A 14,417-nucleotide genomic window follows, 5' to 3' on the forward strand; every position below is an offset into this window, starting at 1 on the left:
CATGCCCGGGCCAAAAACTGACCATTCCTGTACTGTCAGCCGCTGGCTGTATAACTCGTTACTTTGAAGGTAGACCCACTTTCCGACTATGTACATAAGACTAGTGGCGCTTGGCGACTAATGGATCCAAGGTAGTGCAAGCACAAATCCGATCAGCACGAACGGCGCAAATGGCAGCTTTTTTGACACGGATGGCGCCATATACCTAAGTCGGTGCCTAAGCCCTTGACTCATATGCAGCCAGACTCTTGGCGCAAGCAGAATCCAGATCAGGCTCGCCGCACCGGCGCCGATAAAAATCCCGAGCAGCGAGACGCCGTCCGTCGCAAGACCAAGAGCTGTCATTAGTTTCACATCACCGGCGCCCATTCGGCCCATGAAATACCCGGGCAACGTGAATGCCAGCGCCACCACGCAGGCCCAGCCGCCCTGCCCGGCTTCGGCGCCCATCCAGGTGGTACCGAAAGACAGCAGATAGACCAGCGCGAGAGTCCCGACACCCAGGGTCAAAACGTTGGCAATTCGTCGTTGCCGGGCATCCTGAGCCGCGCACGCTGTCAACCAGATCAGAAGGACAAGGCTTTGCATCCGGTAAAAACCGTCCGTTTTTGCTGAATGATTCTATGCTGATACTACGCAGTGACTGTCAGGGTAGACGCACGGATGAAAACCGGCTCTCGGAAGGCGCAAAAAGGCGCGGTGGCGATTGAGTTCGCCTTGGTGTTCGTGATCTTTTTCGCGGTGTTTTATGGCCTCGTCAGCTACAGCTTGCCGTTCGTGCTGATGCAGACGTTCAACCAGGTCACCGCCGAAGCCATCCGCCGCGCCGTGGCGGTCGATCCCGCGGTTCCCAACTATGCAAGCGTGCTGGTCAGCACCGCCAATGCCGCGTTGACCCAGCAATTGTCGGTGCTGCCGTCGTCGCTGAACGTGGTGGTCGGCACGGACACGACAACGGTCTACGACCCGGCCCAGGGCACGCTCACCGTCAGCGTCAATTACCCGGTGAGCAAGCTCAATCGGGTCATCCCCTTTCTGGTGTTGCCGGGCGTCGGCGCTGTCCCCACCCTGCCCGCCAACCTGACCGCCATTTCGAGCCTGAAATTTTGACTCCGGGTGACAACCTGCTCGGCCGCCTGCTCAAGCGAAGTATGGTCGCCAGCGATTTGCCGGACGTACTCGGGACCCCGCTGACGGGCCTGCACATCCACCTCGACAACGACGGCGGCGTGTTGCAAATGGCCGGCCCGCTGCGCCTGCTGCTGGCGCAACAGACGCCCCGCGACAAACCGGTGCCGTTGCACGACTACCTGCTGGCGCACTGCACGCTGGCGATCGAGGGCCGCCCGCAAGACTGGCAAGGCCAACTGCTGGACCTGGATTTTCCCGGTCTGGGCGACCAGACCTTGCACCTGCGCGGCTGGGTCCAGCCGCTGAGCGATGGCTGGCTGCTGCAACTGATCGACATTGCCGACCTGTTGTCCGAACGCCAGCAAGCGCATCAGCGCGAGGCGTGCCACATGCTCGCCGAGCAGATCAGCAAACAGGTGCGCAGCTGCAGCCTGGGACGGTTGCCGATGCTCGTCAGCGAACAATTGCAGGTGATCGCCCAGCGCTGGCAGATCCCGTGCCTGGCACTCGCCCTGCTCGATGAGCAGGAACAGGGCTGGCAGATCCATCAGCAGTTCCACGCTCATGACGCCCCGGCGCTGTGGCATGACGGCCAGCGTCTGGGCACGCCGCTCGACAGCCTCAATGGCAGCGGCCCACAGCGCCTGGGTGAGCATTACGGCCAGTACGAACACTCGCGGGTCCAGGGCCTGTTCGGTAATGCCGAAGGCTTCGCCGTGCCCTACAGCGATGATCGAGGCGTGATGGCGTGGCTGCTCTGCGGTTTTTACGCGGTGGACAAGACCGCGCCGTATCTGGCCGATCGCGACTGGCTGATGCTGGCAGGCGCCCTGGCCGGGCCCCTTCTCGGTCGCCTGCGCGAGCAGCAGCATCAACTGCAACTGGAACGGCTTGAGTCGTTGCAGACAATGCTTGGCACAGGCTGGTGGGAAATCAGCCATAGCGAGCAGATTCAACTGGCCCCGACGCTGGCTGCCATCCTGCAACAGGACAGCTCGACGCTGACGCTCGAGGCCTGGCTGAGCCTGATCCATCCCGCCGATCGCGAAGAAGTCCGCAGCCGCCTGCAAGCCCTGCAGATGCAAGGGGAAATCCTCGACCTGTGCGTGCGCCTGCAGCCTCGCGATGCCAGCCAGACGCAAGCGTGGTATCGCCTTCAGGGTCAGGTCACCGGCACCGGCGAGCACCGGCGGCTGGTGGGTTTCATGCTCGACATCAGCGACATCAAGAACCAGCAGCAACTGGCCGCTGCAGCCCATGCGCGGCTGGACAACCTGATCGCCAGTTCGCCGGCGGTGATTTACGTCCAGCACTACGTCGAAGGCGCCTTGCTGCCGGCGTTTTTCAGCGCCAGCCTGCAACCGCTAATGGGCTGGAGCCTGGAGGACTGTGACGCCAGTGCGCTGGCAGAGCGGATTCATCCGGAAGACCGCGCCCTGTATTTCGAGCGAACCCGGCAACTGCTGCGCGAAGGTTCGGTGCGCGCCCGCTATCGCATGCGCGACAGTCGCGGCGATTACCACTGGCTGCTCGACGAAGCCCGGCTGTTGCGCAACGACCTCGGCCTGCCGGTGGAAGCTGTCGGCTTGTGGCTGGACGTCACCGAAGCAACGCTGGCCGCCGAGCAGGTCAGACAGAGTGAGGAACGCTACCGGATTCTGGTGGAGGACTCGCCGGCGATGATCTGCCGCTATCGCCCGGATCTGATCCTGACGTTCGGCAACCGCCCGCTGGCGACCTATCTGGAATGCGCCCCCGAAGCCCTGGCCGGGGTCGATCTGGGCAGCTGGATGTCCGACGTTCAGCGCGCGGCCTTCGTTGAGCGCCTGGCGCAGTTGACCCCGCAATCTCCCGTCAGCAGCGCCGAAATCAACCTGCAATTACCGGGGCGCGAACATGCGTGGTGGGTGTGGTCGGATCGCGGCGTGTTCGATGAGCACGGCAAACTGATCGAAGTACAGGCGGTGGGCCGTGACAACACTGAAGTGCGCCGCTCTCAACAGCAGCTCACGCAAAGCGCAAAAATGGCCACCCTCGGCGAGATGGCCACCGGCCTGGCCCACGAAATCAATCAGCCGCTGAACGTCATGCGCATGGCCATCGTCAACGTACGGAAGCGCCTGAGCAACGGCGATGCGCAGATCGATTACCTGACCGACAAACTCAATCGCATCGACGCCCAGGTGCAGCGCGCCGCGAAAGTGGTGGACCACATGCGGGTGTTCGGTCGCCGCTCCGAGATCGAACAGCAATTGTTCAACCCGGCCAGTGCCATCGAAGGCACGCTGTCGCTGCTGGCCGAAGGCATGCGCGGCAAAGGCGTGGATCTGCGCATCAGTGAAACCGCATTCGAGGTTCAGGTGCGCGGGTACGTCGATCAGCTTGAACAGGTGTTGATCAACCTGATGGTCAACGCCCGGGATGCGCTGCTGGGCAAACGCGAGTCCGACTCGACGTTCAAGCCGTGGATTTCGATCTACGCCGAGCGCGACGAGCAACACGTGCGACTGTGGGTCGAAGACAACGGCGGCGGTATCGACCCGCGTCTGCTGGAGCGGATTTTCGAACCGTTCTTCACCACCAAACCGATAGGCGTCGGCACTGGTCTGGGGTTGTCGGTGAGTTACGGGATCATCGAGAACATGGGCGGCCACCTCAGTGTGCGCAACTCGGCGGACGGTGCACGGTTCTGCATCGAACTGCCGATCGCCCCCGACGACTAGATCACCAGATAGGCCTTGCCGGTCTGGCCACAGGTCATGTTGGCGCCTACGTCGACGTCCATCAGATTGATGCCCAGCCCCTTGAGCAAATTGTTCAGCAGCGGATCCAGCAGCGGACTCACCAGATTGGTGATCACCGGTTGCAGGGTCGTCGTGACATCACTGATCAGGCTGGCAACGCCTGTGACAATCGCGCCCAGCGGGTTGCTGCCCTGGGGTTTGTAGACGATCAGATTGATCCCGGCGAGGGTGCTTGCCAGACTGTTGACGATGTTGGTTGAGGGCGCGGCAGCAATCACGCTTGGCGGCAGTTTCAGGTTGGGCGGTGTGGCGAACGGATTACCGCTGGAAAACACCAGGTTCTGGGTGTTCTGCGCCACGCTGGTGTTGACCATGATCGCAATACCGCCGGCGCCGTACGGCACGTGAGTGCTCGGGTCACAGCTGCCGATCCCCAAAATCTTGTGGCAGGTCACCGTGCCCAGATCCACCAGCGGCAACGGTGTGACGGTGGGTTGGGCGGCAGAAGAGAAGGCGTTGGTCGGGTCGATCTTGCCCAGTTTGAGATCGGCAATCGAGGTGGTGGTTCGGGCCGTCAGGCTTTTGGTGCCGGCATTGCCGGTCGGACAACTGTAATCGGTGACATAACTGACGGCACCACCGGCGTCCAGGCTGATGTCGATCTGCGGCGAGGGCAACAGCTTCGGGTCCAGTTGCTCACAACCGGCACCGAGCAGGCAGCCGGCCGAATTCAATGTGGCGACCAGATTAAGGCTCAACAGTGCATTGAGGGTCGGTGTCAGCGTGCCAACCAGTCCGAGTACCGCGTTGGCCAACCCGGTCACCCCGGACAGTACCGGCAGATTCACCGAAAGCAGCGTGCGTATCTGCGCGGTGCGCACATAGATCCGGTTCGGCCCGGTGGGATTGGCCCTGGCCAGCGCCGGATCGCCGATCGCGGAAAACTGCGGCGGCTCGATGACTTTGACCCGCACCGTGACATTCGCCAGCCCCAGCACGCTGATCGGCAGGGTCGCGGCCACCGCACTTTTGCTGTTGGCCAGTTGAATCACGCCCTGGACCAGTTGCAGCAACTGCAGATTGGCATCCAGCCCGGCGGCCGTGGTGCCGGTCTGCAATTGCAGGATGTCGCCGAGCTTGACCGGCGCGGCATTGATCGCCGCCACTTGCAGCTGGCCCAGCGCGGTAATCACTTCAGCAGTGGCGCCGTTGAGCTGGACCGCCGTAATCGCGGCCTGGATCAGTTGCGTCACTGTGGCCTGGGTATTGAGCAACTGGCTGTAATTGCCGGCGGCCACGTTGAGGTTGATCGCCAGTTGATTCAGGTAGCCAAGCAGGTTGATGTCAGTGTTGAGCAGGCTTTCCCAGCCCAGGGCCGTCAGGTTGACGTTACCGCCCAGCAGCCCGGAAAACAGTGGATTGAGGATGTTCGATTGCGCGGTGCTGATGCTGGCCAGGTTGCTACGGATGTTCAATTGAGCGACGGTCGGCTTGGGTTTGGCCGCCACCGCCGAAGCGTATAGCACGGTGTTGAGACTGACGGGTGTGCCACTGAACAACGCCTGCACCCCGCCGGCAAAACTGGTGGTGACGGTACGGTTGGCCGCGACCTTGACCGCCTCTGATTGCGTGGCGTCCACCGTAAAAGTGCGCAGGCCGGTGGCGGCTGTCGCCAACTTTCCGCAATCGATCACAAGAACGTTGGTGGCATTGGCGACAAACCCGTTGCGTGTCGCGCTTTGCCCCGCGTAAGTGGCGGCGGTGAGGCCCGGCAGGCAGTTGCCGCCTCGGCTGACGGCTTCGAGGGCGGCGGTGTCCACCAGGCGCTGCAGTTTGCGTTGCTCCATGTACAGGCGACCGGTGTCCACGACCAGCAACATCAACACCAGCGCCAGGCTGAGGGTGGCGGCCGCCATCAGGCCGATGGCTCCCCGCTGCCGGGCTGGCCCGCCGCACTGCGAATGACGCGACATGGCGCACTCCTTTGCCGGCGCACGGCCGGGCGCAACCTCCATGGATGGGTAAGAGTGTAGACACGCGCAGGCAACACTGCTGGCAACGCGCCATTTTCACCCGCCCATAAAAAACGGGAGCCATTTGGCTCCCGTACTTTTTTCAACAGACTCAACGCGGCGGATAGTTGGACAGGATACGCGCCACGGTTTCGCGGATGGCATTGCTGCGATCCGCCGGGTTCGGCGTGCGGCTGAGTATTTGCTCATCGCTGCCGCGCCACACCAGTTTGCCGTCCTTGCCGTCGAGCAGATCGACCTGAATGGTCGCCACCTTGTAGGTGATGTTGCGGGTTTCGTTGTACATCGGCGCGCCCCAGTAACCGTTCCACGGGCCACCCCAACCGCCGCCGTAGTTGGTGGTCACCTGTTGCTGACGGTCCTCGACGATCAGGTAGGTCTGCACAAACAGATCGCCTCGGGCGCCCGAGGCGGCCGGGCGCAAGCCACGCTGATCCAGTTGATCGGCAACGGCCTGACGGATGCGCTGCTCGGTCAGGTCGCTCTTGATCCGTGGATCATCGGGGCGGTATTGCAGGGCGGGGTCTTTCCAGCTCCAGCTGCGATACGCGGCGAAGTCGCGGCTGGCGTCAAAATCATGATTGACCTGGTTCGAGGCGCAGGCACTGAGCAGCGCGATAACGACCAGTAAAGCAAGACGGCGGAACATGGTTTTTCTCCGGTGGAAGACATGAACCTGAGGGCGCTTTCATTTGCAGAAGGCTAACCGGGAGGATACGCCGACATGGCCTTTTCGACAGCCTCTCGAATCGCATCGGTGCGATCACTTTGCGTGCCCTGGGTACCGGTTTCGGCGCTGGCGCTCCAGACCGGTTGACCACTGCCGGCGTCGAACAGATCGACCCGCACCACCACGACCTGCTCCTGATAGGTACGCACGATCGGCACCGAGTTGTACATCCCGTAACCCCGGCCGTAACGGTCATAACCGCCGTATCCGCCGCCGTAGTAACCGTAATCGTCCTGCACCTGACGCAGGCGGGTTTCCAGGCTCAGGTTGGCGCTGACCAGCAGGTCGGCCGGGCGATTGTCATGCAGCGGGCGCAGGCCGCGCTGGTCCAGCGCACTGCTGACGGCTTCGGCCACTTGCGCCGAATCCGCCCAGGCCGTGCCCGGTGGGAGTTGACCGTTGAGCCATGCCCAGCTGCGATAGCGCCCGTAGTCACGAGGGGGCGCGGGATAAGCGCTGCGGTCGAAGGTGGTCGCCGCTTGCGGTGGGGCCGGCGGCAACGGTCGTGACTGCGCCACGTAAGGGTTGCTGCCCTGGCAGGCGGCCAACCCCAGACAGATCAGCAGTAACCCTGAATGACCTTTCATATCTCGCTCCGATCAGATCGGCCGGCAGATCCAGTGCAAGTAGCGCCCAAGCCCGGCGAAGCTTGGGTGACGACGGTGGGCGAGTTCCATCTCGAGCAAATCAATCAACTCGGCGCGGGCCTGGAATTCCACCGGCATGTAATCGTGGAAAACCCGCACCCCGCTCTGGGTTTCGACCTGCCACAACCCCGCGAGTTGCGTCGCCAGTTCCCGTGGATCGAGCGGCTGCTGCGGGGTCAGGCTCTGCTTTTCGCCGGCCAGGTCGTTCTTGCGCATTTTCTTGAAATGGCCTTTGAGCAGGTTCCGGTAAATCAGCGCATCGCGGTTGTAGAACGCCAGCGACAGCCAGCCGCCGGGCTTGGTCAACTGATGCAGCACCGGCAGGATCGCGTGAGGTTCGGCCAGCCATTCCAGCACCGCATGGCACAGCACCAGATCGTAAGGCTCGGTGAGCTGGCCGAGCAGTTCCTGCCAGGGCGCCTGAATGAAAGTCGCGCTTTGCCCGGCTTCGGCAAAGCGCTGGCGGGCGCCTTCGAGCATCGGTTCGGCCGGCTCGGTGAAGGTCACCTCGTGCCCGCGTTCAGCCAGCCACAACGACATGTGGCCCAGCCCGCCACCGATGTCCAGCACCCGCAACGGGCGGTCCGGCAAGGCTTCGGCGAGATCGGCCTGCAACACCGCTAGGCGAATCGCGCCTTTGGCGCCGCCGTAGATTTTTTCGGCGAAACGGGTCGCCAGTTGATCGAAATGACGGTCGCTCATCAGCTGAACCGCCGTTCGCTGTCGGCGAGTTTGCTGCGCACCACTTCATTCATGTCCAGCCCCAGTTCGCTGCACAGCAGCAACAGATAGAGCACGATGTCGCCGACTTCCTGCCCGGCATGGGCGAGTTTGTCCGCCGGCAATTGGCGGGACTGGTCTTCGGTCAGCCACTGGAAGATTTCCACCAGTTCGGACATTTCCACGCTGGCGGCCATGGCCAGGTTTTTCGGGCTGTGAAATTGCCGCCAGTCATTACGGTCGCGAATGGCGTGCAGGCGTTCGGTCAGTTCAACAAGGTTCATCGGGCTCTCCTGAAGGCGTATAGCTTCGGGGGGATGCCGAGCGAAGGCAAGCGCCAGTCGACCGTTAAAACCCTCTATGCTTGCAGGGAACTCGACCGCACCCGCTGCGGCCCAAGGCTCAGCTCTTTCATCAGGAAACAGACATGCAGGTAGAAAGCTTTTTCGAATGGCTGGGCCAGGCGCTCGGCTCGATCATCCGCTTCATCGTCGACGGCCTCAGCGGCCTGTTCAATCTGCTGGGCAACGCTGGCGGCAACTTTGTCGACGGGCTGTCGAAGGCGCTGGGCATGGACACGTCGATCATCAGCATCATTGCGCTGATCGTCGGCCTGATGCTGCTGTGGTCGGCGATCCGCGCGTTCATGAATGCCTCGATCATCGCCGGGATCATCTGGTTGCTGCTGGGATTGTGGCTGCTGAGCTGGATCATTCACTGACGCCTCCCGCTACAATGCCGCTCCCCAAGGAGCCCGCATGTCCAACCTGATCGCCGACTGGCGCGACCGCCCGACCCATCACCGGGTCTGGGCCCTCGCCGCCCCCATGATCCTCTCGAACATTTCCGTGCCGCTGGTGGCGCTGGTCGACAGCACCGTCATCGGCCATCTGCCACATGCCCATCAACTGGGCGCGGTGGCGGTTGGCGCCAGCCTGTATACCTTTCTGGCCTGGGCCATGGGTTTTCTGCGCATGGGCACCACTGGCTTCGCCGCCCAGGCCGCCGGGCGCAGCGACGGCGCGGCCTTGCGGCAGATTCTGCTTCAGGGCCTGCTGCTGGCGATGGGGCTGGCGCTGCTGCTCGGGGCGCTGGGTGTACCACTGAGCGGGGTCGCACTGCACTTCATGCAACCGTCGGCGGAGCTGGATCAACTGACCCGTGACTTCTTTCACACCCGCCTATTCGGGCTGCCGGCGGCGCTGGCCAGTTATGCGCTGGTCGGCTGGTTCCTCGGCACCCAGAATGCCCGGGCGCCGCTGGCGATTCTGCTGAGCACCAACCTGATCAACATCGTGCTCAACCTGTGGTTCGTCATTGGGCTGGATTGGGGCGTGGTCGGTTCGGCCCGCGCTTCGGTGATCGCCGAATGGAGCGGCGCCCTGCTCGGCCTGTGGATGACTCGTAGAGCCTTGCGCGCCTATCCCGGACACATTGCCTGGGCAGCTCTGAAAATCTGGCAGAGCTGGCGTCCGCTGCTGGCGGTCAACCGCGACATTTTCATCCGCAGCCTGGCCCTGCAATCGGTGTTTTTCCTGATCACCGTGCAGGGCGCGCGACTGGGCGATGCCACGGTCGCGGCCAACGCGCTGCTGCTCAACGGCCTGCTGCTGACCGCCCACGCACTGGACGGACTGGCCCACGCCGTCGAAGCCCTGTGCGGCCACGCCATCGGCGCCCGTGATCGCCTGGCCCTGCGTCGTTCGCTGGTGGTTGCCGGCGGTTGGTCGTTGCTGGCGAGCCTGGGCTTCGCCGCGCTGTTTCTGCTGGCCGGCCACCTGTTCATCGAAATGCAGACCGACATCCAGAGCGTGCGGGAGACCGCGTTCATTTACCTGCCCTACCTGGCTGTCCTGCCGTTGATCGCGGTCTGGAGCTACTTGCTCGACGGCCTGTTCATCGGCGCCACCCGTGCCCGGGAAATGCGCAACGGCATGCTGGCCACCGTGATCCTGCTGCTGCCTGTCGCTTGGGCGCTGCAAGGTCTGGGCAATCACGGCCTGTGGATTTCGTTCCTGTTGTTCATGGTGCTGCGCAGCCTGACCCTCGGGGGACTGGCGTGGTGGCTGCGACGCACCGATGGCTGGTTCAACGGTGCCGCTCACTGAAGCTGTGCTTCACGATGGATCGCTCAGCCAGCGTCGACGCAACAGTTCGAGTCGTTCCCGCGGAGTCAGACCATGCGGCAGCGGCATCAGCTCGGCACGCGGATTCAGCAAACGCAGCCACAACCAGTCGTCCAGCAACGTCCGCTCGCTGAAGCCCAGTGCCAGACCTTGTTCCTGAAAGGCAGATATCAGCCGAAAGTTGTTTCCCGTCGCCTGACTCCAGCGCCAGACATGCTGATCCAGCAGGCAACGGTGCAAGCGTTCACGCTGTTGACGGGTCAGGCTTTGCTCGATGCGCAGCGGCTCCACGGCCAGCCCCGGATTGCGTAGTTGCTGCCAGCCCTGACTGCCAGCAGCCAGATCGGCCCAAGTCCCGCCGAACCAGCGCAGCCATCCGATCGGCCCGAGCCAGCAGCTCAGTTGCCGGGCATCGCAGGCATCGAAAAAGTAACTGGCGGTCTGCCGATTGTAGAAATTGAGCAGTGCCCGGTGATTCAGGCCGATGGACACGGTCAGCATCCGCTGCAAGTGTTCGCGCAGTGACTGCGCCGAGACCTCGCTGCCCAGCAGCAGCCCTTGCCAGGTCATGGGATCGGTATGACAGAGCGCCGATAGCGCCGGGCAGTCACGCAGGTCGATCAGCCATGGGCCTTGCTCACTGACCGGCTGAAACTCGGTACCGTCAAACAGCTGCAGGCAGTGCACACCGGAGAATCCCTGACGTAACGTCTTCACTGCCTGAGGCGCCTGTGCGATATCCAGCAACAACCATTGAGCGCGTTGTCCGGGGGCTGCGCCGCTCATCTTCCATCGCTCGTTTTGAGCCCGGCGACCAATCGACAGCTGCACAGTGACGCCGAGCAATGGCGATAACTGCCGCCCCCCGGTATCAGGCACAGCAACAACAGAGGCTCGGCCGCTTTCAACCATTGAGGCACGCCGGCGATATCCAGGCGCTCGGGCAGAGGTGACGGCGCGTCATCCTCAACGACTTCGGCGAGAGCCGGGACCTGCAAGACGCCGCTGATCACGGGCTGCTCAGGGTCACCTTCGAGAAAGCTCACCACCACCTCTACCCCGTCCTTCAATGATGCCATCGGCGTATCGGCCAACGCCGGCGCCAGCGGCAGCCAGCAGTGGCTGGGGCGGGCCCCTTCGCCCTGATAAAGCCAGTCGAACTGAACGGCCACCGGCCGCACGGCATCAGGTTGCGTCTCCTCGACCGACACCACCCAGGCACGCTGTGGGCTGCACATGCGAGCACCGCGGTATTCAACGGGTGATCGAGGCTCCGGCAACTGGTCAAGGGCAAAAATCCGGTTGCTGTAGGGCGGCTCGAGCGACTGATCGGCTCGATGCTCGATTCGACTCACCAGCCAGTCCGTATTGGCGTCTGCCAAGGGCTCGCCGGAAATCGTCAACCAGTGACCACTGCGCAGGGTTGGCGAATCGGAATGCCCCTGCGCCGTCAGTGTCCGCCGCGGCCCCTTTGCGTGCAGGCGGACATGCTCGCCCAGTTGCCAGCGGCGCACTGGCGGCGACGGCGCACCTTCTTCGCTCTCGAATTGCAGGTTGCCGGCGCGTGGCAGCCGGGCCGGGTCATCACCGAACACCAGGCAATGCCCCTGGCTCCCTTGCTCGAAGTGATAGTGAATGCGTGCCTGTCCGCACAGCCTCTGTACCAGTTGCAGATCCGACTCGCCGTACTGGGTGCAGAATGTCCGGGGCGGATAAGCGCCTTGCAGATCGAACCGACGCCAGTTGCCACTGATGCCGTGCTCCTTGAGCACCTGATCCAGAATCTGCGGCACCGAGCGGTCGCTGAAGATGCGCTGGCTGAAGCGCAGTCCCAGACAGCTCAACCGCGGCCCCAGCCGCGCCCGGCACAACCGGGCGCTGCGCCCCTGTTCATGCTGGACAAGGCTATGCAACTGCCCGTGAATACCATTGCCGCAAGGCCCGAAACACAGGCGCGCCGAACGATACATCAGCCCGGCAAGGTCCAGGTGCGGATCATCGACCAGCAAGTCGATCTCGAACGCGAAAGGCTCGCTGATGGCTTCGCAACCCGTAAATGCGAGGACTTCAAGCGAGTCGGACAGGCCCGCTACATCGAGACGAAACGACGGCTCGTCAGCTGGATCGAACATGGGGGGATTCTCTACAGGGGGGCGGGCGGGGATTCTCGCCGAGACCCATGGCCGAGTAGAGGGCCGAACTACAAATTCGGAAATGACCTACGCGAAAAGCAGACAACGTCACTTTGCTGGCCTGGAAACAGGCCATTTCGCGAAGAGAAAAAGAAGCGTCTCACCCGGTCATCTGAAACGTCCGCGGTGGGCGGAACAATTTCAGACAACCAGATAAAAGCGGAACCTGGCCTCAGGAGGACAGGTAGGAGGAGCGGGTCAGACCCAGGCGCAGGGCATCGAGGAACTGGGTGCGTTCGCTGGCGCTGATGCGGGCACTGGCGCACTTGTCGCGATAGTGAGTCATCAGTTCTTCCGGCGACAGGTGCACATAGCGCAGCATGTCTTCGATGGTGTCGTGGGTTTCAATGCCGGCGTGGTACACGCTGCCGTCGGCGTTCTGGTAAATGTTCACCGAGTCGGTGTCACCGAACAGGTTGTGCATGTCGCCAAGAATTTCCTGATAGGCGCCGACCAGGAACACGCCCAGCAGATAGTCTTCACCTTCGTTCAGCGCATGCACCGGCAGGCTGGTCTCGATGCTCTGCTCGTCGACGTACTGGTTGATCTTGCCGTCGGAGTCGCAGGTCAGATCCTGCAGCACCGCGCGACGCAGCGGCTCTTCGTCGAGACGGTGCAACGGGATGATCGGCAGCACCTGATCGATCGCCCAGGTGTCCGGCAGGCTCTGGAATACCGAGAAGTTGCAGATGTACTTGTCGGCCAGCTTGTCGTTGAGTTCGTCCAGCACCTGACGGTGCGAACGCTGACGTGCCTTCAGCGAGTTGTGCAGACGACGGCATACGGCGAAGTAGCACTGCTCGGCCAGGGCCTTCTCGGCCAGGGTCAGTTTGCCGTCGGCGTACTGGGCGGCCACGTCGCTCATGTAGTGGGTGGCGCGCCAGTAGGTTTCGGTGACCATTTCGATGTCGGTCGGGCCCAGCAGGTCAACCAGCCACTGCACGGTTTCCGGCAGCGCTTCCTTGTTCTCGATCAACGGGATTTCGTCGTTGTGTTTCTCGACGTCGGTAACCTGCACCACCAGCATCGCGTGGTGCGCGGTCAGCGAGCGGCCGCTTTCGGAGAAGATGTGCGGATGCGGCAGCGCCTGCGCATCGCAGAACTCCTTGAGCATGCCGACCACGACACCGGCGTAGTCATCCATGTCGTAGTTGATCGAACTGGCGTTGCGCGAGTGCGTACCGTCGTAGTCCACACCCAGGCCACCACCGACGTCGATGTGATCGACCGGCAGGCCGAGGTTGCGCAGCTCGCCGTAGTAACGGATCGCTTCCTTGAAACCGTGCTGGTAGTCGGCCAGGTTGGCGATCTGCGAACCCATGTGGAAGTGCAGCAGACGGATGCCCTGATCCAGGCCCGCCGCGCGGAAACGCTCGACCACCGACAGCAGTTGCGCCGCCGACAGACCGAACTTGGATTTCTCGCCACCGGTGTCCGCCCACTTCGACGACGCCAGGGAGGACAGACGCACGCGCAGACCGACCTGCGGCTTGACCTTGAGCGAGGCGGCCTCTTCGATCACCAGACCGACTTCGGATTCTTTCTCGATCACAATGAATACATTGTGGCCGAGCTTCTGGCCCATCAGCGCCAGACGGATGAACTCGCGGTCCTTGTAACCGTTGCAGACGATGGTGCCGCCCTTCGGCGCCAGCGCCAGCACGGCCAGCAGCTCGGGCTTGGAGCCGGCTTCCAGACCGATCGAAACGTTCTGGGTGGCGATGATGTTCTCGATCACCGCTTCCTGCTGGTTGACCTTGATCGGGTACAGCGCGGTGTATTTGCTCTGGTATTCCAGACGCTCGATGTTCGCATCGAAAGCGCCGGTCAGCTGACGGACGCGGTCTTGCAGGATGTCGGGAAAACGCACCAGCAGCGGCAGGGACAAGCCACTCTTGCGCAGCTGGTCGACTTGTTCGAACAGATCGATAGGCGAGCTGCTCGGGCCGTTCGGACGAACTTCGACGCGACCGGCGTCATTGATCGCGAAATACCCGGCCCCCCAATGGCGAATCCCGTAAACACTGCGGCTGTCCGCAACTGTCCATTGGCTGCCATCGTCTTTGCGTGTGCGTCGTACGGACATCGAAGTCC

13 protein-coding genes are annotated in these 14,417 nt (G+C 62.7%); 4 read left to right on the top strand and 9 right to left on the bottom strand.

Features of this window, described 5'->3' with window-relative positions:
* Positions 1-117: 117 nt before the first annotated feature.
* The gene (locus tag L6D74_RS07015; protein ID WP_103387220.1) at positions 118-588 is read right to left on the bottom strand and encodes an A24 family peptidase; all 471 of its coding nucleotides are present in this window, start codon (positions 586-588) and stop codon (positions 118-120) included.
* A gap of 75 nt (positions 589-663) precedes the next feature.
* Between L6D74_RS07015 and L6D74_RS07020 the strand changes: the two genes are divergently transcribed.
* Together L6D74_RS07020 and L6D74_RS07025 are read left to right on the top strand one after the other, a co-directional pair.
* The gene (locus tag L6D74_RS07020) at positions 664-1,110 is read left to right on the top strand and encodes a TadE/TadG family type IV pilus assembly protein (protein WP_236188461.1); all 447 of its coding nucleotides are present in this window, start codon (positions 664-666) and stop codon (positions 1,108-1,110) included.
* Positions 1,107-3,854 carry a PAS domain-containing sensor histidine kinase gene (locus L6D74_RS07025; RefSeq protein ID WP_236188464.1) on the top strand — a complete coding sequence of 916 codons (2,748 nt, stop codon included), beginning with the start codon at positions 1,107-1,109 and terminating at the stop codon, positions 3,852-3,854. Before L6D74_RS07020 ends, L6D74_RS07025 begins: the two co-directional genes overlap by 4 nt.
* Here L6D74_RS07025 and L6D74_RS07030 read toward each other — a convergent pair.
* From L6D74_RS07030 to L6D74_RS07050, 5 genes are all read right to left on the bottom strand, one after another.
* A complete protein-coding gene (locus tag L6D74_RS07030; protein ID WP_236188466.1) occupies positions 3,851-5,848 on the bottom strand; it encodes a pilus assembly protein TadG-related protein in 1,998 nt (665 codons plus the stop codon). The two genes, L6D74_RS07025 and L6D74_RS07030, sit on opposite strands and share 4 nt — an antisense overlap.
* Before the next feature lie 151 nt (positions 5,849-5,999).
* A complete protein-coding gene (locus L6D74_RS07035) occupies positions 6,000-6,557 on the bottom strand; it encodes a DUF4136 domain-containing protein (RefSeq protein WP_064593251.1) in 558 nt (185 codons plus the stop codon).
* A 53-nt stretch (positions 6,558-6,610) separates the two neighbouring features.
* On the bottom strand, positions 6,611-7,225 hold the full coding sequence (locus tag L6D74_RS07040; protein ID WP_236188468.1) for a DUF4136 domain-containing protein: 615 nt from the start codon (positions 7,223-7,225) through the stop codon (positions 6,611-6,613).
* Between the two features lie 12 nt (positions 7,226-7,237).
* The gene (locus tag L6D74_RS07045; protein ID WP_064593249.1) at positions 7,238-7,987 is read right to left on the bottom strand and encodes a methyltransferase; all 750 of its coding nucleotides are present in this window, start codon (positions 7,985-7,987) and stop codon (positions 7,238-7,240) included.
* Positions 7,987-8,289: a MazG-like family protein gene (locus L6D74_RS07050; protein WP_007951009.1), complete on the bottom strand. Its 303-nt coding sequence runs from the start codon at positions 8,287-8,289 to the stop codon at positions 7,987-7,989. Before L6D74_RS07050 ends, L6D74_RS07045 begins: the two co-directional genes overlap by 1 nt.
* 143 nt (positions 8,290-8,432) lie before the next feature.
* Here L6D74_RS07050 and L6D74_RS07055 point away from each other — a divergent pair, with 143 nt between their 5' ends.
* Both L6D74_RS07055 and L6D74_RS07060 read left to right on the top strand, forming a co-directional pair.
* Positions 8,433-8,726 (top strand): hypothetical protein, encoded by a 294-nt coding sequence (locus L6D74_RS07055; protein ID WP_007951010.1) that lies wholly within the window; start codon positions 8,433-8,435, stop codon positions 8,724-8,726.
* 37 nt (positions 8,727-8,763) lie between these two features.
* Positions 8,764-10,113 carry an MATE family efflux transporter gene (locus L6D74_RS07060; protein ID WP_236188470.1) on the top strand — a complete coding sequence of 450 codons (1,350 nt, stop codon included), beginning with the start codon at positions 8,764-8,766 and terminating at the stop codon, positions 10,111-10,113.
* Positions 10,114-10,122: 9 nt separating this feature from the next.
* Here the strand turns inward: L6D74_RS07060 and L6D74_RS07065 are convergent, their stop codons facing one another.
* The 3 genes from L6D74_RS07065 to speA form a co-directional block, all read right to left on the bottom strand.
* The gene (locus L6D74_RS07065; protein WP_236188472.1) at positions 10,123-10,917 is read right to left on the bottom strand and encodes a DUF4123 domain-containing protein; all 795 of its coding nucleotides are present in this window, start codon (positions 10,915-10,917) and stop codon (positions 10,123-10,125) included.
* A complete protein-coding gene (locus L6D74_RS07070) occupies positions 10,914-12,263 on the bottom strand; it encodes a type VI secretion system Vgr family protein (protein WP_236188473.1) in 1,350 nt (449 codons plus the stop codon). Before L6D74_RS07070 ends, L6D74_RS07065 begins: the two co-directional genes overlap by 4 nt.
* Before the next feature lie 232 nt (positions 12,264-12,495).
* Positions 12,496-14,409: an arginine decarboxylase gene (speA, locus tag L6D74_RS07075; RefSeq protein ID WP_039772053.1), complete on the bottom strand. Its 1,914-nt coding sequence runs from the start codon at positions 14,407-14,409 to the stop codon at positions 12,496-12,498.
* Positions 14,410-14,417: the final 8 nt, after the last annotated feature.

Origin of the sequence: Pseudomonas pharyngis (assembly GCF_021602345.1) — a bacterium.
GTDB classification, from domain to species: Bacteria; Pseudomonadota; Gammaproteobacteria; order Pseudomonadales; family Pseudomonadaceae; genus Aquipseudomonas; species Aquipseudomonas pharyngis.